We start from the raw sequence: 21,829 nt of genomic DNA on the forward strand, positions 1-21,829 counted from the left end.
ATGGACAAATTCGACGGGAGCACGCCATGCATCTTTCCATGTGGACTTACCCCTGGGACATCCAGGACCAGGGGCTTGCAGCACTCGCCGTCGACCTTCGCGACCGTGCGGGCCTGACGACGGTCAGCTTGGCGACCTCCTATCACGCCGGCCGGTTCCTGCAGCCGCGCAGCCCGCGGCAGAAGGCCTATTTCCCCGAGGACGGGACCGTCTACTTCCGGCCGGATGAAAGCCTGTGGCGGGATAAGCTGATCCGGCCGCTGATGGCCACGAATGTTGCCGAGCGTGGCGACATGCTGGAAGCCCTCGTCCAGGGACGCGAGGCGACGGGCCTCAAGGTCTCCTGCTGGACGGTCTGCCTGCACAATACCCGCCTCGGCATGCTGCATCCCGATCACGTGACGCGGAACGCCTTCGGCAATCCCAACTATTACAATCTTTGCCCCTCCAGCCCGGCGGCGCGGGACTATGCCGTCACCCTCGTGCGCGACATCACGACGAACTACCGGCCCGACATGGTGGAACTCGAAAGCCCGAACTTCATGGGATTCGCGCATGAATATCATCACGAAAAAGACGGCGTCGGCCTGAATGCCGAAGATGATTTCCTGCTGTCGCTCTGCTTCTGCGACCATTGCACGATGCGCGCCGAAAAGGCCGGGGTTCCGGTCGACGGCGCGCGCCGGTCGGTCGCGCGCTTCATCGCCGAACTCTGCGAACGGGCAGTCCCGGAACGGCAATTCCCCGACTTTCCGGCAGCCGGTATCTATGCCTTTCGCGACCATCCCGATCTGCATGCCTATCTCACCTGGCGCAGCGAACCGGTGACCAGCCTGATCGGCGAGATCAAGGCGGCCGCCGACCCGGCGACTCGCATCGTGCTCATCGACCTGAAGGACGGCTGGCTCGGCGGCGCCGATCTCGCAGCGGTCGGCAAGGTCTGCGACGGGGCAATCCTCTGCTGCTACGATATGGAACCGGTTGCCGTCGGCGATGTCATCCGCACCGGCCGGGCGGCGATCGGGCCGGGAAAATTCCTCGGGGTGGGCCTGCGCGTCTTCTATCCGGAGGTTGGCGGGCCTGAGATCCTGGCCGCACGCACCAAGGCCGCCGTCGATGCCGGCGCCGACGGCGTGAACTTCTACAATTATGGCCTGATACCCGCAAAGCGCCTCGACTGGGTCAAGACAGCGGTCGACGCAATCACTTGAACGGATCAGCGCTGCTCAGGATGCGATGGGTTCGGCGACCTGGATCAGGCAGTCGCCGGCCTGGCTGTCGCAATGCAGCCGGTGGGAAATGACGATACCGCTTTCGGCAAAGCGCAGCTCTTCCTCCGGCTGCTCCAGCCGTTCGAGGTCATGATACCATCCGGCAAGGTCGCCGGCGGAAACGGTGGCGCCGAGGGCAACGGCCGGCTCGAACCAGCCTCTGCGGTACGCATAGATGCCCTGGCTGTGCCGGGAGAGCGACAGCAGCTGCAATGGCCCGGGCTCGGCGAGCGGTACGCGCGACAGGACCGGGCGCCCAACGATGCCGAGTGTGACGAGCAGCCGGTCGAGCGCCGCCGCCGTGAAACCCATTGTCTCAGGCGTCACGGTGCCGCCGCCGCCGAATTCGCCGGAAAGACCGACGGTTCCGGCCCTTGCCGCAGCCCCCATCGATGTCGGTGCTGTCGGCCCGTTATCGGCGATGAAGGCATGCGCCGCACCCATGGCGCGCATCAGCAAAACGGATCGTTCGAAGCGGACGGCATCGGCCTGCCGCTCGATCAGCGTGCAGGGCAGGTGCGCCATGGAGGTACCGCCTGAATGCAGGTCGAGCATGACGTCATGGCGCGGAAAGAGTTCATGTTCTAGGAAATGAGCCAGGCGCGCCGTCGGCGAGCCGTTGGGATCGCCGGGAAAGGCCCGATTGAGGTTCCCGCCGTCGAAGGGCGAGCAGCGCCTGGCCGCCATCGCCGCCGGCAGGTTCGCCATCGGCAGGATGGTGACGGCGCCGCGGATTTCAGCGACATCAAGCAGCCGCATCAGCCGGCCGAGTTGGAGTTCGCCCTCATATTCGTCACCATGGTTGCCGGCCATCAGCAGCAAAGACGGCCCCTCGCCATTTTTCAGGCGAAGGATCGGAATGCGGATCTGATAATAGGGCGACCGATCGATCGAATAGGGAATGGCGAGGTGGCCGGCCTGCCGGCCCTCGCGCGAAAAGTCGATCGGATTGACGAGACCGCTATGCATGATGTTTCCAGTCACAGAGCGGCGATCGCGGTCATTTCGACGCGCAGATCGGGATCGGCCAGACGAGCTTCGGTGCAGGCACGGGCCGGCGGGTTGTCGATGTCGATCCAGTCATCATAGACGCTGTTCATCGCCTCGAAATCGACGATCGCCGGCAGGAAGACATTGACGGCGATGAGGCGCGAGCGGTCGATGCCGGCCTCCTTCAACAGGGCGTCGATCTTGCCGAGCACGTCGCGGGTCTGGTCCTCGATGCCCGCCTTGCGATTTTCCGCGACCTGGCCGGCAATATAGACGAGACCGCCATAGCTGACGGCTTGGCTCATACGCGAACCTTTCTGATAACGCTGGATCATAAGCGGGTTTTCCTTTTCTTGCTTTTTGGAGGGAGAGGTCAGCCGAAGCTGGTCAGATAGGCTGCCGTCACCGAATGGTCCGGGTCGAGGCCGTAGAGGATGGCATGCCGGTCAAGGCAGGTGCAGGGATGCGAGATGCCGTACTCGATGACGTCGCCGACAGAAACGTCGCTGCCATCGGCAAGGGCGACGAAGGCGTGTTGATCGTTGAGGCGAAACACTTCGGCGGCCACGAGATCGGCGAGATACGCCCCATTGCGATAGAGCGCCAGCGGCCGCGGCAGGCCTTGGTCCATCGCCACGTCGCGCATGCCCATGCCGCAGATCGCCAGCCGCGGCTCCGGCCGCGAGAGGATCTCAGCCCAGACCCGCAGCGCCGGACGGAAAGCTGCGGCCGCCGAAACCGTCTCGCCGCCGATGCGGAAACCGCCGCGTGCATCGAGGCCGGCAAGGCCGCGTTCGTAGATGCCGTGATCGTGGAAGAAGATCGCGCCGCTGCGCAGCACCAGCCGGCAGGCGGGATCGGCCGCAACGGCGGCTGAAAGCCTGGCAACCACAAGGTCGAAAAAGATCGAGCCGCCGGCGGTGACGAGGAGCGGCCGCTCGTCGCCGATGCAGGCGCGCAGCTTCGGCAGGAAATCTGATGTCACCGCCATCAGCGAGTCGATGCGACGCATCGTCTCTGCCGCATCGGCGGACGCCGCGGCACCCTCATAGGCGGCGATGCCGGTCAACCGGAAGGTCGGCGTCTCCGCGGCAAGGATCGCCTCGAGAATTGCCTCGGCGGCGTCGGCGCTGCGGGCACCGGCGCGGCCGGCGCCGAACTCCACCAGCAGGCCAAGCGGCGGCAGATCGGCACGTTCCTGCCAGGCGGAACGCAGAGCCTCGACCAGTGCTGTGGAATCCACGAAGACATGGAGTTCCGCATCGGGATAGTGGCCAAGCAGGGCCGCAAGCCGGCGGGCGGCGGCGGCTCCGCCGATCTCGTTGGCAAAGATCAGCCGGCGCTGCCCCGCCCTGAGCAGGACGGCGGCTTGACGGATGTCGGCAACCGTCGTGCCCCAGGCGCCTGCCGCTAGAAGTGCCTCCGACAGCGCCGTCGACATCGGTGTCTTGGCATGTGGGGCGATGTAGGCGCCGTGGCTCTTCACATAGGCCATCATCAGTTCGACATTATGGGAGAAGGCCTGTCGGTCGAGCGAGATCAGCGGCAGGGCCATCCTGCCGTCATAGGGCTTCCATCCCTGCTTGCCGATGGCATCCAGCGGGAGCGGCGGATTGCCCGGCGGAAAGCCGCGCACCCGTTCGTCGATCAGCACGTTTTCCGTCGCGGTATGAAGGTCAGACATGGTAGCCACTCCTGATCTCGGCCGGATCGGCAATGCCGAGGCGATAGGTGTCGTTGGCGGTGGCAAAGAACAGGGCACGCTGCTCGTTGAGAGACAGCTGCGAGGCGACCGTTCGGAAAACCTGGTAGACCTCGTCGAAAGAGGCGTGCAGGCCCGCAACCGGAAAGTCGCTCGCGAACATGGCGCGCGCCGGGCCGAAACAATCGACACAATGCTCGATCACCGGCCGCAGGCTTTCGAGCGTCCATTGGTTGTCGTAGGCGACGAGGTCGGAGATCTTCAGGCGCAGATTCGGCTCGCTGCCGAGCGCCCGCAAGCCGCGGCGCCAGAGCGCCATGCCGTCCTGCGTCCGGTCGGCCGGGCTGCCGCCATGGTTGAGCACGAAAAGCGTTTGCGGAAAAGCGCGCACCAGTTCGAGCGCCTCACTCATCTGCCAGGGATAGAGCATCAGCTCGAAGACCAGCCCTAGCCGCGTGGCATGGGCAAGCCCCGCCCGCCAGGCGGGATCGCTCATGCGTTCTGCGCGCGAAGCAAAACTCTTCGCCGCTTCAGGGTGCCAGCTCAGAATATCGCGAATGCCAACGACATTCGGATTTGCCGCTTCCGCCTCGAGCAGGCGCGTGGCGTCTGGCCCGTCGAGGAGAACGCGCGCGACATACCGGTGCGCCACGCCGGAGCTGCGGTCAAGGCCGTCCAGCCAGCGGCTCTCTTCCAGCGGGTAGGCAGCGGACCAGCCGGCCTCCACATGCACGGTTGCAACCACATTCTGGCGGGCAGCATCGGCGCGATAATCGTCGATGCCATAGTCGCGCAGGATCGGTGCGAGGCTTCCAAAAACCATCTCCTCGCCTGATGCCCGCGCCTTCTGAAGCCAGGGATGACGTTCCAGCTTAAGGTCCCAGAGGTGATGGTGCGGGTCGATCACCGGCCCGTCATAGAGTTCCGTCATCGGCGCGCCTCGCGGCCGGAAACGAGCAGAAGGGCAAGGATCAAAGTGCCGAACATGATCGAGCGCCAGCCGGGGGAGGCATTGACGACGGTGATCAGCGCCGTCGTCGTGACGAGCAGGATCGCCCCCGGAATGGTCCCGGCATAGGTGCCGCGGCCGCCGAGGATGGAGGTGCCACCGAGCACGACAGCGGCGATCGAGGTCAGCAGGTAGGGGTCGCCGATACCGACATAACCTTGCCGGTTCATGCCAAGCACAAGAATACCGGCGAGGCCTGCGAAAAAGCCCGACAGAGTGTGGACGATCAGCGTGTTGCGCGTGACGCTGACGCCGGAAAGCCGGGCCGCCAGCGGGTTCGCCCCAAGCGCCAGGAAACGGGCACCGATCGGCATGCGGTGGACGAGCAGCAGGACGACGATCGAGACGACGAGCCACAGAATGATGCCCGAGGGAATGCCGAACGGCCGCGCCTGCCCGAGCAGAATGACCGCCGGGTTGCTGACGGTGACCGCGCTGCCGCCGGCGACGATGACGAGCAAGCCCTGCAGGAAGGTCGCCATGGCAAGCGTCATGATGATCGGCGGCACGCGAAGATAGGCAGCCCCGGCGCCGTTCATCAGGCCGATGCCGGTGGCGATGGAAAGGGCCGCCGCGATGCCTGCGAGGCCGGTCGGGTCCCAGGCGGGCGAAATCAGCGGCAACAGGATCGCCGTGACGGTGATGACCGCGCCGACGGAGAGATCGATGCCACCCATCAGGATAACGAGCGTCTGGCCGGCAGCGGCAATGCCGATCACAGCAGCGAGTTCGAGCAGGTAGCGCAGGTGGCCATAGGCGCCAAAACCGCGCAACGTAAAACTTGCGACGATCCAGACGAACGCGACCAGAAGGAAGGTCAGCAGCGGCGGATTGCGGAACGCGGACCTGATGATGTTCATCGCCTTGCCCTCCATTGCCCGAGAAGTTCCGGCACGGCGACCGCGCCGACGATGATCAATCCTTGCGCGACATATTGCGCGACCGGCGGGAAACCCAGGAAGAACATGACGTTGATCATGACCGAGAGCAGCAGGCTGCCGCAGATCGCGCCGCGCATCGTGCCCTTGCCGCCGAGGAAACCCACGCCACCGAGCACAGCGGCGGCGATCGAGTTCAGCGTGAAGGGCGTGCCGATGACAGGATCACCCGATCCGGTCTGCGCAGCGACGAACAAACCGGTCAGCGTTGCGAGCAGACCGGAAAGCGCGAAGGCTGCGACCTTCACCCGTTCGACCGGGACGCCGGAACGGAACGCGCCGACCGGATTGTCGCCGGCCGCATAGATGCCGAGGCCGAGCGGCGTTGCGAGAAAAACCTTCCAGAGCACCAGGATCACGACGAGCAGCAGGAAGGCGACGGGCGTGTGGCCGGCCAGTACCGTCGACAGCCAATCGGGAATGAACCCGCCCGGCCGCGGCAGCAGGATGAGTGCCACCCCGCCGATGATGAAGGAGCCGGCGAGCGTGACGATGATTGCAGGCAGCCTCAGATAGGTGACGATGGCGCCGATGACGGCACCGATCGAAAGACCGGCAAGCGAGACCGCAAGAATGCCTCCCGGCACGCCGAGCGCTCCTTCCATCGTCGTCGCGGCAATCACGGCTCCGAGGCTGACGAGCGGGCCGATCGCCAGGGTGATGCCGCCGTTCAGCATGAGCAGCGCCTGCGCCATGGTGACGAGCGCGAGCGGGAACCAGTTCTGCGTGAACTTCGAAAAGCCGCCGATCGAAAGGATGCCGGGAAAGAGCAGCGCATAGAGAATGAGAAAGGCAGCGACAACCAGATAGAGGCCAGCAAGGCCGCGGTTGCGGCGGAGCTGGATCGAGCCGTAGAGCCGGGATGACGAACTTGTGCTCATGCCGCCTCTCCCTGTGTCGTGGTGGTGATGCCCATGGCTGCGCCGACAATCGCTCCTTCGCTGATTTCATCCTGCGAGAGCACCGCCGCGACGCGCCCCTCGCGCAGAACCACGACACGGTCGCAGAGATGCACGAGCTCCGGCGTATCGGAACTGGCCAGAATGACGAGCCGCCCCTCGGCGGCGAAGGCGCGGAGCATGAGGTAGATTTCCCGCTTGGTCTCGATGTCGACGCCGCGCGTGGGATCGTTGAGGAGCAGAACGGAGGGATCGAGTGGCAGCCATTTGGCAAGCGCCACCTTCTGCTGGTTGCCGCCGGAAAGCGCCTGCACCGGGCGGGCCGTGTCGCCCTTGATCGTCAGCCGGCGCGCGAGATCGGCGACCAGACCGTTTTCCGCCGGTCGGTCACGTAAGCCCTTGCGCGCGAGCCGTCCGAGTGAGGGCAGAATGAGATTGGACGCGATGGAGTGGGGCAGCACCAGCCCCTCGTGCTTGCGGTCGGCCGGGACATAGACGATGCCGGCGGCATTCGCCTCGCCGACATGGGCGGGCAGGGCGGGTTTGCCGGATACCTCCGCTCTGGAAGCCGCTGCCGGAATCGCGCCGTAGAGGCCGAGCAGCAGGTCTTCCTGCCCCTGTCCCACAAGCCCGCCGATGCCGACGATCTCGCCAGCGCGGGCGGAGAAGCCGATGTCACGCACCATGCCGGCGGAAAAACCTTCGACGCTGATGCGCATCGCACCGGGTGCGGTGACGGAGCGGGGCGGGAACAGGTCGCCGGTCTCGCGGCCGACCATCAGGCGTACCAGCCCTTCGCCGTCGATGCCGGACAGCGACTGGTCGGCAGTGACCAAGCCGTCCTTCAGCACCGTGACATGCGAGCAGAGCGCCTGCACCTCATTGAGGCGATGGGAAATATAGAGGAGTGCCGTGCCGCGGTCTCTCAGCGTCTCGATCAGCCGGGCAAGGATGCCGGCTTCGTGCGCCGAAAGCGATGAGGTCGGCTCGTCCAGGATCAGCACACGCGGCCTGCGGAACAGCGCCTTGGCGATCTCCACCATCTGACGGCGGCCGAGTGCCAGATCGGCGACCGGCATGTCGAGCGGCTCGGTGAGGCCGACCATGGCGCAGACGTCTCGTACGCCGCGATGAAGCGCTCTGTAATCGATGAGACCGAACCGGCGCGGAAAGGCGCCGAGCCCGATGTTTTCGGCAATCGAGAGACTGGCCGTAAGGCTCAGCTCCTGCTGAACGACGGCAATACCCGCCCCGCGCGCAGCCGCCGGGCTGAAGCGTTCGACCGGCTTGCCGTCGACGAGGATGGAACCGCCGTCCGGCTGGAGAGCGCCGGACAGGAGGTTGATCAGCGTGGACTTGCCGGCGCCGTTTTCGCCGAGCAGGGCGTGAACCCTGCCCGGCAGGAGGGCGATATCGACGCCCTTCAAAACGGGATTGCCGAAAAATCCCCTGAACACCTGCCGGGCTTCCAGCAGGGGTCTTTCTTCCGTCATGACGGCTTTCCTCAACCCGGGATTACTTGGTGGCAAGCAGCTTGTCGAAGAGCGCCTTGTCGTAGTCCGAGTAGATATAGCCGTCAGCCGGGAACTTGTCGGCCCGTGCGAGGTAGCTGCCGATCGTGCTGTCGTCGATGACAGGCAGCGGCACCTTGACGAAAGCCGGAACGTCCTTGCCTTCCAGCGCCTGCACGGCGGTGTAAACGGAAAGCGCGCCGAGCCAGTTGGGCTGCATGGTGGCCCAGCCCTTCAGTCCCTTCTCCTTCCAGAGTTCCAGGAACTGCCTGGCGTTTTCGCCGGTTGTCGGCACCTGCTCGCGGCCCTGGCGCTCGAAGGCGAGGACGGAGCCGGCCGATAGCGCGCCGCCGAGCGACAGCACGCCGTCGATTTCAGGATTGGCGAAGAGCAGGCTGGTCATCGCTTCCTGTGCCGGCGCGACGTTATATTCCGTGTTCGTCTCGGTGATCACTTGGAGACCGGGATTGGCGTCGAGGACCGGCTGGGCGCCCTTGCGGCGGTCGTCGCTCACCGAAATGCCGGCCGGGCCGTTCATGATGATGATCTTGCCCTTGCCGCCGAGCTGGCTGACCATCCATTTGGCAGCGGTGGCACCCCATTCGTTGGAATCGGTGTTGATCTTCGCCGTCACCTTATCGGTGTCGACGAGGCTGTCGAAGTTGACGACGGCGATGCCCTTGTCGCAAGCGTCTGATATGACGCGGTCGAGCGCCGTGGAGGAACCGGCGATCACGACGATGGCGTCGACATTGGCGTCGATCATCGACTGGATATGCTGGATCTGCGTCTGGGCGTTGCCCTGCGCGTCCGTGATCATTAGGTCCTTGACCAGGCCCGCCTTCTTCAGCTCCTCCACTTCAGCCGTGATGGTGCCTTCGGTCTGCTTCATCCAGGTCGGCACCGAATAGATGTTCGCCCAGCCGATCGTATAGGGCGCCTTCCTGTCACCCTTGATGCAATTGGCGGCGGCCGAAGCCGTACCGGCCGAAAAGACGAGGAGTGCCGCAGCGGCGGCAGCGCCCGTGAGAAGGCGGCGGCGTAGCGAAGCGGAAATGCCGTTTTCAAGATTCTTCATGTCGATCCCCTTTTTTGTGTGCGGCAGCGTTGACCGCTTGCCATCTGTGTCCAATATACCGTACATGTGATCTATATATTGGACGGAGTGATCTTATGCCGATTTTCCCACCTCGCAAGAGGGGTGGGAAAATTTCATTCGCTAGGAAACGGGATCGATTGACAGATGCGGCAGACGGTTTGAAAAGCTTGGCCGCACATAAAAAGGGGTCGATAGCAATGGATGCAGTTCAGGACGAAGCAGCCGGCAAGCGCGCCCGAGGGCTCGACCGCGCCTTCGAGATCCTCGATTTCCTGCGCCAGAAGCGGCAGGCTTTGAAGCCGAATGAAATCGCCGCGCAGATCGGCGCGCCGCGCTCTTCGGTTTACGAGCTCGTCAACCTGCTGCTGCAGAATGGCATCCTCGAATTCACCGGCGGCGAGGGGCGTGTCTATCTCGGCCGCAAACTCTATTTCCTCGGCGCAGCCTATGAGAACCACTTCGACTTCACCCGCGAATGCGAGGCGGCGCTGGAACAGCTTGCCAACGAGACGCGGGAGACGGCGCAGTTCTGCATGCTGGATGGAAACAGATACACCGTCGTCCGCATGCGCGAAGGCGCGCGCCCCTTCCGCATTTCGACGGATGTCGGGCAGTCGGTGCCCATCCCGTGGACGGCGTCGGGCCGCCTGCTCGTCGCGCATCTTTCGGATCAGGAGATCCTGAACTTCATCCCAGCGCAGGATTTTCGTCTGCCGAACGGCGACTGGCTCGATCCGCAAAATTTCATCGTCGAGGTCCGCCAAGCCGAGCGCGAAGGCCTCTTCACCTTCAACAGCATCGTCGACAGCTTTACGCATTGTTTTGCCGTGCCGGTGCGGGGCGAGGAGGGTTATGCGGCGGCAACGCTCTGCCTGGTCACGCCACGCGATGATGGCATCGCGAACCGCGACCACTACCTTCACTGCCTGAAGAAAGCCGCCGCCGGCCTGGAGCATGCCCCGGCCCGGTCGAAACGAGGCTGAGCGTCCTACATCTCTCAGAAATCAGACTAATGGCGCCGAAGCTGATCGAGTTTGTTCTTGAGCTCCAGAAGACGGCACCGAAGGGCGGATGAAAGCGCTGGCGTGTCACTTCATCAAGGGGATCAATAAGCCCGAGAACTGCGATCCTCGGCAGCAGCCTTTCTCTCGGCTATTCAGCGCAACAGCGTCTTCCTCAGGCGATGGATATGGGCCGCGCCGATGCCGCAGCAGCCGCCGATGATGGTCGCGCCGGCCTCGGCCCAGGAGCAGGCGTAGCGCGAATAAGCATCGTCATTCAGATCGTTGCGGGTCTGGTGCAGGCCTTCATTGGCGGCTGCGTCGCCTGTTTCCCCTTCGAAGGCATTGGCATAGACGCCGATTTCGATGTGAGCATCCATCTTCCGGAAGACCCGTGCTGCCGTCTCCACCGCCGCCTGCATGACTTCGGGCTTGCTGCAATTGAACAGGAGGGCTTCGGCACCCGATGAAACCACCCAGGACGCCGCAGCCTCGACCCTTTCCTCGGAACGAAGCTTCGGTTCACCGCCGCCTATGGCTGCCTCGTCATCCGCTAATGTGAAGGAAATCCAGAACGGCTTGCCTGACCTCGCCACCGCCTTGCGGACAGCCTCTGCCTCAGCGATCAGACTCAACGTCTCCCCGAGCCATATATCGACGAAGGGGCCGAGGTTTTCGACAAGCACCTCGAGATAATCCTGCACCCGCGAAGGCTGAAAATTCTGCGGCTCGTATGAGCCGAAGATCGGCGGCAGCGAGCCGGCAACCAGCACCTTCCGATCCGTGGCGGCATCCGCCGCCTCGCGCGCCAAGCGACCGGCGAGACGAATCAGCTCCGCTCCTTCCTTCTGGAACCGGTCCTCGCCGATGTGAAAGGGCACCAGCGCATAGCTGTTTGTCGTAATGACCTCTGAGCCGGCAGCGATGAATTCCTGGTGTACTCTACGGACGATATCCGGCGCGTTGATCAGCGCCAATGCCGACCATTCCGGCTGTTTCAGTTCGGCCCCCAGCCGCAGCAGCTCGCGGCTCATGCCGCCATCGAGAATTCGTGTCGTGCTCATGAAGAGGTCTCCATTCAGGCTGTCGCGCCGTCACCGGCGGCGGGCTTTTCATAACAAAGTGGGCGAGATGTGCGTGGTTTGTGCGTGAGATAGTTCATGGGCCAATCCTTTTCCGTCGGCCTAGCGGCGAACCGGCACCTGCGCTTCGAAACCTCGAAAGACGCGGGCGATGACTGCGGTCAAGGCGAGATAAAAGAGCGTAACGACCAGCAGCGGTTCATAGACGAGCAGCGTGTCCTGCCGAACCTTGTTTGCCACGGCGTAGAGATCCATCACCGTCACCGTAAAGGCGAGCGGCGTCGCCTTGAGCTGCATGACGATCTCTCCTGCAATCGTCGGCAGGGCGATGCGAATGGCGCGCGGCAGCCAGATGCGGCGGGTCAGCATCCAGGGTGAAAGGCCGAAGGCGCGGCCGGCTTCGAGCTCGCCCTTGGGAACGGCGAGCAGCGCGCCGCGCAACACCTCCGCCTCATAGGCTGCGTAGTTCAGGGTAAAACTGACGGCGGCGAAAAAGAAGCCCTCGCGCAGGATCGGCCAGAACAGGCTCTGGCGGATGCCGGGGACCATCGGCAGCAGCGAGCCCACCCCGTAGTAGAGAAGCCATAGCTGTATCAGCAGCGGCGTGCCGCGGAAGAAGGTGCAGTAGCCGCGGGAGAGCAGCCGCGTCAGTCTGCCGCCGCTGACCTGCGCGAAGGCGAGGCCTATGGCGATGACGAAGCCGAACACCACTGATATCACCAGCAGGCAAATCGTCTGCCAGGCGCCGGTCAGAAGCAGCGGCCAATAGGAAGAGATCCAGGCGAAACTCATGGGGCGCTTTCTTCAGGCAAGGCGCGGCTGTCCCCGCCGTACCCGTCCCTCGATCAGTTTGAAGACGGCGTTGGAAGCGAGCGTGATGGCGAGATAGAGAAGGGCCGAAGCAAGGAAAAAGACGAAGTAATGCTTGGTGCTTGCCCCGGCAAGACGGGTGGCGAGCGCCAGTTCCTGGTAGCCGACGACCGCCACCAGCGCGCTGTCCTTGGTAACCGACATCCACAGATTGGCAAGGCCCGGCAGGGCGTTCGGCAAGAGCGCCGGCAACAGGACCCGGCGGAACCGCAGCACCGGCCCCATGCCGAAGGCCTTGGCGGCTTCGATCTGGCCGACGGGAATGGCGAGGATCGCGCCGCGCAGCACCTCCGTCATGTAGGCACCCTGCACGAAGCCCAACACCGCGACGGCCGCGACAAAGCCGTTCACATTGACCGGTGGCAGGTCGAAGACGGCGAGCAGCCGGTTGAGGCCATCGGTGCCGGCATAATAGAGCCCGACGATCAAGATCAGCTCGGGAACGGCGCGGATCAGCGTCGTATAGAGATCGAGCAGCAGGCGCAGCAGGCGGTTGCCCGACAGCTTTCCAAGTGCGCCGCCCGTGCCGAGCAGCAGGCCGATCGCAAAGGCGCAAGCCGAAATGGCGACCGTGGAGACCGCACCTGTCAAGAGAACGCCGCCCCATCCCGGAGGATAGGGAGACAGCAGGTCCAGAATACCTTGTTGCGTGGTCGCCATCGTTCCGGCTGCTTACTTTGCGCCGTAGATGTCGAAATCGAAGTATTTCTTGGTGATGGCGTCATACTGGCCGTTGGCGCGAACCGCAGCGATCGCCCCATTCAGCTTGGCCTTCAGCTCAGTGTCTTCCTTGCGCAGGCCGCCCGAAACGCCGGCGCCGAGAATTTCCTTGTCATCGGCAACGTCGCCCATCTTGGCGCAGCAATCCTTGCCGCCATCGCTTTTCAGGAAAGCGTCAAGCGCCAGTGAATCGCCAAAAACATAGTCGATACGGCCGGAGGCGAGGTCCTGAAAAGCCTCGTCCAGCGTCTGGTAGGTCTTTTCCTCAGCAGTGGCGGCGAAATATTTCTTGTAATATTCCGACTGGATCGTCGACACTTGGATGCCGATGGTCTTGCCCTTCACATCCTCGGCGGTAGCGCCCGGCTTCTGGTCCTTGGGACCGATCAGGGTGCTCGGCGTGTTGTAATATTTGTCGGTGAAGTCGATCACCTTCGAGCGTTCCGCAGTGTTCGACATCGACGACCAGATCACGTCGAACTTCTTGCTCTGCAGAGCCGGAATGAGACCATCCCAGGAAATGTCGACGATCGAGCATTTCTCCTTCATCTCAGCGCAGACGGCATTCATGAGATCGATCTCCCATCCCTGCCACTGACCGGAAGCGTCCTTGGCGAAGAAGGGCGGATAGGATTCGTTCATGACGCCGAAGCGGACTTCGGCCTGTGCGGTAACGGCCGAAAGCGCAAGTGCCGCGCCGGCAAAAAGCATGGGGAGCAGTTTCATTCGCAGGATTCTCCTGGTTTGGTTTAGCGATGTGGGCATCAGTGGGTGCTGAGACCGGTGAATTCCCGGCAGCGGGCGCTGACGGGCGCCCCGAATATCTGCTCCGGCGGGCCTTCTTCCTCGACCCGTCCCTGATGCAGGAAGAGAACGCGGCTCGAGACATCGCGGGCGAAGCGCATTTCATGCGTGACGATCAGCATGGTCCGGCCTTCTTCCGCCAGATCGCGGATGACTTTCAGGACCTCGCCGACCAACTCCGGGTCAAGCGCCGATGTCGGTTCGTCGAACAGCATGACATCGGGATCGACGCAGAGGGCTCTGGCAATCGCCGCGCGCTGCTGCTGGCCGCCGGAGAGGAAGGCGGGATAGGCATGGCGTTTGTCGAAGAGCCCGACCTTGTGGAGCAGGGCCTCGGCCTTCTCGACGGCCTCGCGCCGCGGAATGCCCATGACATGCACCGGCGCCTCGATGACGTTTTCCAGCACCGTCCGATGAGCCCAGAGATTGAAACTCTGGAAGACCATCCCGAGCCCCGTCCGCAGCCGTTCGATCTGCCGCCAGCTGCGCGGCTGCAGCCGGCCGTCCCGGCCCATCTTCAGCGCGATCTCCTCGCCGTTCACGGCGATGCGACCACGATCAGGCGCTTCCAGGAAATTGATGCATCTGAGAAAGGTGCTCTTGCCGGAACCCGACGAGCCGATGATCGAAATCACATCAGACTTGTGGGCCTCAGCCGAAATACCCTTGAGAACCTCTTGCGAGCCGAAGCTTTTATGAAGATCTTCGACGCGAAGAGCAGGAAAGGGTTGATCCGACATGCATGGTTCCGGCTGAACTGAATTTGCGAAGGATAATGACAAAATAACGCGGTTTTTTCGCGCAATTTTCGTCTCTTCTGCATAATTTGTGCAAAACAATCTTCCTCACGCGGTGAATGCGGCAGAAACCGTGAAGTGCCGCAGCGAGAATTGGACTGAACAATGGAACAACTGGATCGCTTTGACCGCGACATTCTCGATATCGTTCAGCGCGACTGCCAGCTGAAGGCCGAAACGATCGCCGAACGGATCGGGCTGTCGGTCTCGGCCGTGCAGCGGCGGTTGAAACGGCTGCGCGAGGAAGGGATCATCAAGGCGGAGGTAGCCGTCGTCGACCGGAAGGCCACGGGAACAGCGATGGTGTTCATCGTCGGGATGGAGATCGAGCGGGACAATTACGACGCGCTGGCGAAATTCCGCCTCTGGGCGGAGAAGCAGGATCACATACAGCAGGTCTATTACGTCACAGGCGCGGTCGATCTGATCGCGATCGTCACCGCCCGCGACGTCGAGCATTATGACGATATCGCTGCGCTGATCATGGCAGAAAACCCGCAGATCCGCCGCATGCACACGAATGTCGTGCTGCGGGATGTCAAGCTCGGCCTGTTCGTGCCCCTGGACTAGCGCGCACGCGATGCCCCGCCGGCAGTGGTTCCGGCTGCCATAGATCGGGCTCCGACAAGCCGCTGGACTCGCATTCGGCAAAGGGCATAATTCCCGGCGCATATTCTCGGGAGGAATGATCGTTGACGCTACGACACCAGATCATCGCATTGGCGATCGTTCCGCTCGTCATTTCGATCCTTGCGATCACCACCTTCATCACCTGGCAATCGGCAAACCTCGCCAAGAACAGCATCGACACGTTCGAGCAGAACATGCTGAAGACCAAGGAAGCCGAGATCCTCAATCTGACCAACCTTGCCCTGTCCGCCATCCAGACGATCTATGACAAAGCCGGCGCCGACGACGAAGCCGCCAAGCAGCAGGTGGCAGCGATCCTGACGTCGCTCGATTACGGCAAGGACGGATATTTCTTTGTCTACGATTACGACGGTAACAACATCGTCCATCCGCGCCAGACTTTCCGCCATGGGCATAACTGGCTCGACCTTACCGACCCGGATGGCGACAAGGTCATTGCCGAACTGATCGCCACGGCAAAGGCGGGCGGGGGCCTGCATCAGTACAAATGGCAGAAACCATCGACCGGACAGATCGCCGACAAGCTCTCTTTCGTCGTCAGCCTCGACAAATGGCACTGGGTCGTCGGCACCGGCGTTTACCTGGACGACGTCTTTGCCCAAAGTGCCGCCGCCAACGCCGGAATGCGGGCCAACATCAGACGGACCTTCATCATCGTCGCGCTGATCGCCGTACCTTCGGTGCTCGTCGTTTTCACGACCTGCATGCTGCTGACGTTTCACGAGCGCCGCATGGCCGACAGCCGGCTCAAGGCGCTGACACAGCGGGTCATCGATACCCAGGAAGAAGAGCGCGCGCGGCTTGCACGCGAATTGCATGACGGCATTTCCCAAAATCTCGTCGGCGTGCGCTATGCGATGGATCTTGCCGGCCGCAAGGTCAGGACCAATGTCGACGATGCGGCTGTCACCATCGACCGCGGTGTCGAGGCGCTGAACGGCGCCATCAAGGAAATCAGGCGCCTGTCCCACGATCTGCGCCCGCGCGTGCTCGATGACCTCGGCCTGACGGCTGCCCTCGAGGCGCTGTGTTATCATTTTGCCGAGCGGACGGGGATCGAGACAAAGATCGATGCATCAGGCTTCACCGACACGCTGAAACCCGAAGCCAATACCGCGCTTTATCGCGTTGCCCAGGAAGCTTTCAATAATGTCGAGCGGCACTCCGGCGCCTCCGAGCTTGCGGTCAAACTTTGGAGCGACGGCGGCCGGGCCCGCATGACGGTCGCCGACAACGGCACCGGCTTCGACGGCAGCAAGGACGGCGTCTCCGGCAGATCCGGTCTCGGCCTGCGCAACATGCAGGAGCGCATGGCCCACTTCCGCGGCTTGTTGCTGATCAACAGCAGCGAGACCGGCACGACGCTCAAGGCAATGCTGCCGAAATCGGCCAATCGTCCCGCCGATCGGCAGGCAGAAGCTGCATGACGGAACGCCCGAAAATCAGGGTGCTCTTGATCGACAACCACCCGCTGGTGCTGGACGGGTTGAAGGCCGTGCTCGAAACATTCGACCATATCGAAGTTGCCGGCACGGCCGGGCTCGCGCAAGCGGGGCTCGAGATCGGCCGGCAGGTCCTGCCGCAGGTCGTGCTGATGGACATCAACATGCCGAAGCTGAGCGGCATCGATGCGATCGAAATGTTCAGGAACGAACTTCCCCAGGCGCGGGTCGTGATGCTCTCCATGCATGACAGCCGCGAGTATATTTCCTCCTCGGTCATGCATGGCGCTGCCGGCTACATTCTGAAGGACGTTTCGACCGACGAGATCGTCTCGGCCATCGAGACCGTTGCAGGTGGGGGGACATATTTCTCGTCCGGTGTGTTCGACGCGCTGATGGGCGAACGCGCGGAGGAGGGATCCGATCCCCTGACGCCGCGCGAACGCGACATTCTCGGGCTGATCGTTGCCGGCAGGAGCAACAAGGAGATCGCCGAGGTGCTCGGGATAAGCTCCGCAACGGCTGAAACCCATCGCAAGAACCTCAAGAGAAAGCTCGGCATCACCACCACGGCGGGCCTCATCCGCTATGCGCTCGATCATGGCATCGTCTCGAAAGGCGACGCGAATTCGCGCCTACCCACTTCTGGGTAGGCCCCGGCATTTCACCGCCGCCTCGATCTTGCGAGCTTAAAATCGGCGCCATAGGACTCCATCCACGGCTGGCCGAGTGCGAGCCGTTGGGAGGAATTAACATGCGTTACATCAGCTTCCGATCGGTCGGAAAACCTAGAGCGACCCGAGCCGGGCCTGCCGCGTCCGCCGGCTGAAAGACCTGCCTTCCACGCCGACAACTGGAACATGGCGACCGCCGCCCGCGGCGCCTGAAAGGTATCCCGACATGGAAAAACCACGTAGCAAGGCAGCGCTCTGGCTGCTTGTCATTCCCTATCTAGGTCTGCTCTGGCCGCCATTCTACAATATCCGCGAGCCATCTCTTTTCGGCTTTCCCTTCTTCTATTGGTATCAGCTTCTCTGGGTGCCGATCACCGCAGCGCTGACCTGGATCGCCTATCGGAGCACTCGCCATGACGACTGACATCAACGGCACGGCGCTTGCCGTCTTCATCTTCTTTTTCGTTTTGGTCACGGTCATGGGCTTCGTCGCCAGCCGCTGGCGCAAGCCCGAGACACTGGCCCATATCGATGAATGGGGCCTCGGCGGACGCAACTTCGGCACCTGGATCACCTGGTTCCTCGTCGGCGGCGATTTCTATACCGCCTACACCGTGATCGCCGTCCCGGCGCTGGTCTATACCGTGGGAGCCTACGGCTTCTTTGCGCTGCCCTACACCATCGTCGTCTATCCCTTTGTCTTCATGGTTATGCCTGTGCTGTGGAAACGCGCCAAGGATTTCGGCTATGTGACGGCTGGCGACGTCGTCCATGGTCAATATGGATCGCGCGGTCTCGAACTCGCCGTGGCGGCAACGGGCGTCATCGCAACCATGCCCTATATCGCCCTCCAGCTCGTCGGCATGACGGCGGTGCTGAAGGCGCTCGGGCTGCATGGCGAACTGCCGCTGGCGATCGCCTTTATCGTGCTGGCGCTCTACACCTATTCCGCGGGCCTGCGCGCCCCGGCTCTGATCGCCTTCGTCAAGGACATCATGATCTATATCGTCGTGATCGCGGCCGTCGCGCTGATCCCGTCGAAACTCGGAGGTTACGCCAACGTCTTTGCCTCGGCCGATGCGGCCTTCCAGGCCAAGGGTTCCGGTAACCTGCTGCTCGGCGGCAACCAGTATGTCGCCTATGCCACGCTCGCCTTGGGTTCGGCGCTCGCGGCCTTCATGTATCCGCATACGCTGACCGGCATCTTTGCCTCCAACAGCGGCAAGACGATCCGCAAGAATGCGATCATGTTGCCCGCCTATACGCTGCTGCTCGGCCTTCTGGCGCTGCTCGGCTATATGGGGCATGCCGCCAACCTGAAGCTCGACAGCGCCAATGATGTCGTTCCGACGCTGTTCAAGACGCTGTTTTCGGGCTGGTTCTCCGGTTTCGCCTTTGCGGCGATCGCCATCGGCGCGCTGGTGCCGGCAGCGGTGATGAGCATCGGCGCAGCCAACCTCTTCACCCGCAACTTCTGGAAAGCCTATGTCGATCCTGATGTCAGCGATGCGGGCGAGGCCAAGGTCGCAAAGGTCACCTCGCTGGTGGTGAAGGTCGGCGCGCTTCTCGTCATCATCTTCCTGCCGACGCAATTCGCACTCGACCTGCAGCTGCTCGGTGGCATCTGGATCCTGCAGACGCTTCCGGCCCTGGTCTTCGGCCTGTACACCAACTGGTTCCGTGCACCCGGGCTTCTTGCCGGCTGGTTCGTCGGCTTCGGCGGCGGCACTTTCCTCGTCTGGGATGCCGGTTGGAAGCCCCTGCATTTGATCAGCCTCGGCGGCGAACCCTTCACCGTCTACACGGGACTGCTGGCGCTTGCGGCCAACATCGCCGTTGCGGTCGTGGTCAACGCCCTGCTTCCGGCCAAGGCTCCGGCCCGGGCCTAGAGCACGATGCCGAAATGTGTGAGCGGTTTTCGGACGACATCACGCTCACCCTCTTTGATCCGAAAATGCGAAGGGCAGCAAACGCTGCCCTTCGCGAAATTATGCCGCTTTGGCGTTCCAGCATAAGCTGCAGAGAGATCAGAGCGACTTAAAACTCTTCCCAATCGCCGGCCACTGCTGCATTCCCGTTCGTCTGGAACGATTTGCCCACTTTGGCAATCATTTGGCGCGCAGGCGAGGCCGCCGGTTGAGCATGCGGCGCCGCGGCGGCGGGCTGCGATGCGCGCTTCGGTGCCACCACTCCGCCAATGTTGAACTGGCCCAGAAGCTGGAACAGCGCGTCGGCTTCCTTGGCGAGGTTGTGGGCGGCCGCTGTGGCTTCTTCCACCATGGCGGCGTTCTGCTGCGTCCCCTGATCCATCCTGTTGACGGCGGTATTGATCTCTTTCAGTCCCGTCGCCTGCTCTTGCGAAGCGCCGACGATGGCCCCCACATTGCCGTCGACCTGCTGCACCTGCTCGGCAATCTCCTTCAGCGCCTTTCCGGTCTCGCCAACCAGGGCCACACCGCTTTTGACGTGGCCGTTCGAGGCGTTGATGAGTTCCTTGATTTCCTTGGCCGCCTTGGCGGAACGTTGCGCCAATTCACGCACTTCCTGAGCCACGACCGCAAAGCCCTTGCCAGCCTCACCGGCACGTGCGGCTTCGACGCCGGCATTGAGCGCCAGCAGGTTGGTCTGGAAGGCGATTTCATCGATGACACCGATGATGCTGCCGATTTCGGTGGCGGAGGATTCGATCTTGCCCATGGCGTCGACCGCGTCCCGAACGACGCTGCCCGAGCGCTCGGCACTGTCCTTCGTCTTGCGAACGAGCTGGCCGGCTTCCTGAGCCTTGTTGCTCGAGTCGGCAACGGTGGTCGTAATCTCTTCCAGGGCAGCGGCGGTTTCCTCGACCGAGGCTGCTTGCTGTTCGGTCCGCTTGGCGAGATCGTCCGAGGCGGAGCGGATCTCCTGTGCACCGGCCGCGATGGCGCTGGCGTTCTGCGCAACCTTCTGCATGGCGGCACGGAGCTTTTCGACCGCAGAATTGAAGTCGGCTCTGAGCTTTTCCAGAGACGGAATGAACGGAGTACCGATCTGCTGTGTCAGGTCGCCGTCTGCCAGCGCCTGCAGCGCATCGCCAAGCTGGCCGACAGCCTTGTCCGTCTGCTGGGCAAGGGTGCGGCGTTCATCGGCATCCTGCTCGAGCCGATGCCGCTCCGACACGGCTCGCTTCGCCTCGGCGTCGGCTTCCCGTTCCGCCTTTGCCGAAATTGCATCGCGCAGCCCTGCCACAGCCCGTGCGAGCTTGCCGATCTCATCGGCGCGCGCTTCGAGGCGGCGGTCGCCGTCAAGATTGCCGTCGGCCATCGCTTTCAGCGATAGCTGAAGTTTTGCCAGCGGACCGACGATCGTGCGTGCGGTCACGGCGGCGGCAACGAGCGAAAGAACGGCCGCAATGCCAAGCGCGGTCAGGGCCAACGGCTTGAAGCCGCTTGCCATGCTGCGAACCTCGCCGCCAATCGATTTGTTCAGCGCTTCCTGGTAGTCGATGAATTTGTTGATGGCGCCAAGCCAGGCAACGAAGGCCGGTCGAGCCTGTTCGAGCAGGATCTTGCGGGCGGCCTCGCCGTCGCCCTTTTCCTGCAGCGCAATGATCTGGGCAACCAGCGGATTGGTTTTCGCCTGGATGTCGGCGATCTCGCTGAGAATGGTCTTTTCCTGTTCCGTCGCACCGGCCGGAGATGCAACCATATCCGCCATGCGCTTTTCATTCTCGGCGTAGGAGGCCGCGAGCTTTTCGATCAATGCCTCGGCCGTCTTCCGTTCATCGGGAGACGTCACCAGAGTGACGTCGCGGATGGCAATCGCCCGATCATGCACGCTGCCGCGATAGTTGATGGCAAACCGCTGCTTCACGCTGTTGACGTCGTTGATGGCTCCAAGTTTATCGTTGATCTGCGCAACTTCTTCCGTCGAATAGATGGTCAAGCCGACCATCAGCAAGAGGAGAACGCCGAAGCCAAGCGCCAGGCGCGCAACAACCCCGAAACTCATGATATTCTTCATATGCACTCTCCCCCGCGGTGAGCTTTGTTGGAAGGATGTCTCGGCAGCCAGGATTGCTTGTCATATCTCATTCGAAGGCAGAGCCTCGTTGTCTTCGAGTGCATCCGACGGGCACCCTGTGCCCGGAATCGCGCTTGAGAAACGGGACATCCGTCAAAGCAATAGAAGCCGATTTCATGCGAAATTCGGGTGCCCGGCCCGCCATCATGGCGGAGGTGACAGTCCTGGAGAACGTCGCCCCGATACCTAAAAAATTAGAGTAATATATTTTAGAGAGTGTAAACGGAGCCGACGGAGCATGGCTATAGCGCTTGACCTGCCTCTGAATCTTCATCCAACGGCGATTAGAGCCTCGGCGGTTTTCGATACG

General features: G+C 62.7%; 21 protein-coding genes and 1 pseudogene. 8 read left to right on the plus strand and 14 right to left on the minus strand.

Annotated elements, in window-relative coordinates; translation table 11 throughout:
• The first annotated feature begins 26 nt into the window (after positions 1-26).
• Entirely contained in the window at positions 27-1,211 is a 1,185-nt protein-coding gene (locus G9X64_RS01815) for a hypothetical protein (protein WP_171375847.1), read from the plus strand.
• Between the two features lie 15 nt (positions 1,212-1,226).
• On the opposite strand, the gene G9X64_RS01820 is transcribed toward G9X64_RS01815, so the two are convergent.
• The 8 genes from G9X64_RS01820 to G9X64_RS01855 are packed head-to-tail and all read right to left on the minus strand — an operon-like array spanning position 1,227 to position 9,398.
• On the minus strand, positions 1,227-2,240 hold the full coding sequence (locus G9X64_RS01820) for a succinylglutamate desuccinylase/aspartoacylase family protein (protein ID WP_171375848.1): 1,014 nt from the start codon (positions 2,238-2,240) through the stop codon (positions 1,227-1,229).
• Positions 2,241-2,251: 11 nt separating this feature from the next.
• Positions 2,252-2,596, minus strand: a complete 345-nt coding sequence (locus G9X64_RS01825; protein WP_171375849.1) for a RidA family protein — start codon at positions 2,594-2,596, stop codon at positions 2,252-2,254.
• A 38-nt stretch (positions 2,597-2,634) separates the two neighbouring features.
• Entirely contained in the window at positions 2,635-3,945 is a 1,311-nt protein-coding gene (locus G9X64_RS01830; RefSeq protein ID WP_171375850.1) for an alanine racemase, read from the minus strand.
• Positions 3,938-4,894: an amidohydrolase family protein gene (locus G9X64_RS01835; RefSeq protein ID WP_171375851.1), complete on the minus strand. Its 957-nt coding sequence runs from the start codon at positions 4,892-4,894 to the stop codon at positions 3,938-3,940. Before G9X64_RS01835 ends, G9X64_RS01830 begins: the two co-directional genes overlap by 8 nt.
• Positions 4,891-5,832 (minus strand): ABC transporter permease, encoded by a 942-nt coding sequence (locus tag G9X64_RS01840; protein ID WP_171375852.1) that lies wholly within the window; start codon positions 5,830-5,832, stop codon positions 4,891-4,893. The genes G9X64_RS01835 and G9X64_RS01840 overlap by 4 nt, the downstream gene beginning before the upstream one ends.
• Positions 5,829-6,791: an ABC transporter permease gene (locus G9X64_RS01845; protein WP_171375853.1), complete on the minus strand. Its 963-nt coding sequence runs from the start codon at positions 6,789-6,791 to the stop codon at positions 5,829-5,831. Before G9X64_RS01845 ends, G9X64_RS01840 begins: the two co-directional genes overlap by 4 nt.
• Positions 6,788-8,302, minus strand: coding sequence for a sugar ABC transporter ATP-binding protein (locus G9X64_RS01850; RefSeq protein ID WP_171375854.1), 1,515 nt, complete (start codon positions 8,300-8,302; stop codon positions 6,788-6,790). The genes G9X64_RS01845 and G9X64_RS01850 overlap by 4 nt, the downstream gene beginning before the upstream one ends.
• A 22-nt stretch (positions 8,303-8,324) precedes the next feature.
• Positions 8,325-9,398, minus strand: a complete 1,074-nt coding sequence (locus G9X64_RS01855) for an ABC transporter substrate-binding protein (RefSeq protein ID WP_171375855.1) — start codon at positions 9,396-9,398, stop codon at positions 8,325-8,327.
• Positions 9,399-9,616: 218 nt separating this feature from the next.
• On the opposite strand from G9X64_RS01855, the gene G9X64_RS01860 reads away from it, so the two are divergent.
• Positions 9,617-10,402, plus strand: coding sequence for an IclR family transcriptional regulator (locus G9X64_RS01860; protein WP_168309677.1), 786 nt, complete (start codon positions 9,617-9,619; stop codon positions 10,400-10,402).
• Positions 10,393-10,494: pseudogene (locus tag G9X64_RS36300) on the plus strand (MarR family winged helix-turn-helix transcriptional regulator); the annotation flags it as partial. The gene G9X64_RS01860 and the pseudogene G9X64_RS36300, both read left to right, overlap by 10 nt.
• An 81-nt stretch (positions 10,495-10,575) precedes the next feature.
• Here G9X64_RS36300 and G9X64_RS01865 read toward each other — a convergent pair.
• The 5 genes from G9X64_RS01865 to G9X64_RS01885 form a co-directional block, all read right to left on the minus strand.
• Complete coding sequence (locus G9X64_RS01865) at positions 10,576-11,484, minus strand: homocysteine S-methyltransferase family protein (RefSeq protein WP_168317537.1); 909 nt, start codon at positions 11,482-11,484, stop codon at positions 10,576-10,578.
• A 120-nt stretch (positions 11,485-11,604) separates the two neighbouring features.
• The gene (locus G9X64_RS01870) at positions 11,605-12,294 is read right to left on the minus strand and encodes an ABC transporter permease (RefSeq protein WP_168309675.1); all 690 of its coding nucleotides are present in this window, start codon (positions 12,292-12,294) and stop codon (positions 11,605-11,607) included.
• 12 nt (positions 12,295-12,306) lie between these two features.
• The gene (locus G9X64_RS01875; RefSeq protein WP_171375856.1) at positions 12,307-13,032 is read right to left on the minus strand and encodes an ABC transporter permease; all 726 of its coding nucleotides are present in this window, start codon (positions 13,030-13,032) and stop codon (positions 12,307-12,309) included.
• 12 nt (positions 13,033-13,044) lie between these two features.
• Positions 13,045-13,818, minus strand: coding sequence for a transporter substrate-binding domain-containing protein (locus G9X64_RS01880; RefSeq protein WP_168309673.1), 774 nt, complete (start codon positions 13,816-13,818; stop codon positions 13,045-13,047).
• A gap of 38 nt (positions 13,819-13,856) precedes the next feature.
• Positions 13,857-14,636, minus strand: a complete 780-nt coding sequence (locus G9X64_RS01885; RefSeq protein ID WP_171375857.1) for an ABC transporter ATP-binding protein — start codon at positions 14,634-14,636, stop codon at positions 13,857-13,859.
• Between the two features lie 162 nt (positions 14,637-14,798).
• Here G9X64_RS01885 and G9X64_RS01890 point away from each other — a divergent pair, with 162 nt between their 5' ends.
• From G9X64_RS01890 to mctP, 5 genes are all read left to right on the plus strand, one after another.
• On the plus strand, positions 14,799-15,263 hold the full coding sequence (locus G9X64_RS01890) for an Lrp/AsnC family transcriptional regulator (RefSeq protein WP_168309671.1): 465 nt from the start codon (positions 14,799-14,801) through the stop codon (positions 15,261-15,263).
• A 122-nt stretch (positions 15,264-15,385) separates the two neighbouring features.
• Positions 15,386-16,771 (plus strand): two-component system sensor histidine kinase MctS, encoded by a 1,386-nt coding sequence (gene mctS / locus G9X64_RS01895; RefSeq protein ID WP_171375858.1) that lies wholly within the window; start codon positions 15,386-15,388, stop codon positions 16,769-16,771.
• Complete coding sequence (gene mctR, locus G9X64_RS01900; RefSeq protein ID WP_168309669.1) at positions 16,768-17,439, plus strand: two-component system response regulator MctR; 672 nt, start codon at positions 16,768-16,770, stop codon at positions 17,437-17,439. The genes mctS and mctR overlap by 4 nt, the downstream gene beginning before the upstream one ends.
• A 247-nt stretch (positions 17,440-17,686) precedes the next feature.
• Positions 17,687-17,884, plus strand: coding sequence for a DUF3311 domain-containing protein (locus G9X64_RS01905; protein WP_168309668.1), 198 nt, complete (start codon positions 17,687-17,689; stop codon positions 17,882-17,884).
• Complete coding sequence (gene mctP, locus G9X64_RS01910) at positions 17,874-19,349, plus strand: monocarboxylate uptake permease MctP (RefSeq protein ID WP_171375859.1); 1,476 nt, start codon at positions 17,874-17,876, stop codon at positions 19,347-19,349. Before G9X64_RS01905 ends, mctP begins: the two co-directional genes overlap by 11 nt.
• 148 nt (positions 19,350-19,497) lie before the next feature.
• Here mctP and G9X64_RS01915 read toward each other — a convergent pair whose 3' ends face one another.
• Positions 19,498-21,459 carry a methyl-accepting chemotaxis protein gene (locus G9X64_RS01915; protein WP_171375860.1) on the minus strand — a complete coding sequence of 654 codons (1,962 nt, stop codon included), beginning with the start codon at positions 21,457-21,459 and terminating at the stop codon, positions 19,498-19,500.
• Positions 21,460-21,829 lie beyond the last annotated feature (370 nt).

The sequence above is a fragment of the Rhizobium sophorae genome (assembly GCF_013087515.1).
Taxonomy (GTDB): Bacteria; Pseudomonadota; Alphaproteobacteria; order Rhizobiales; family Rhizobiaceae; genus Rhizobium; species Rhizobium sophorae.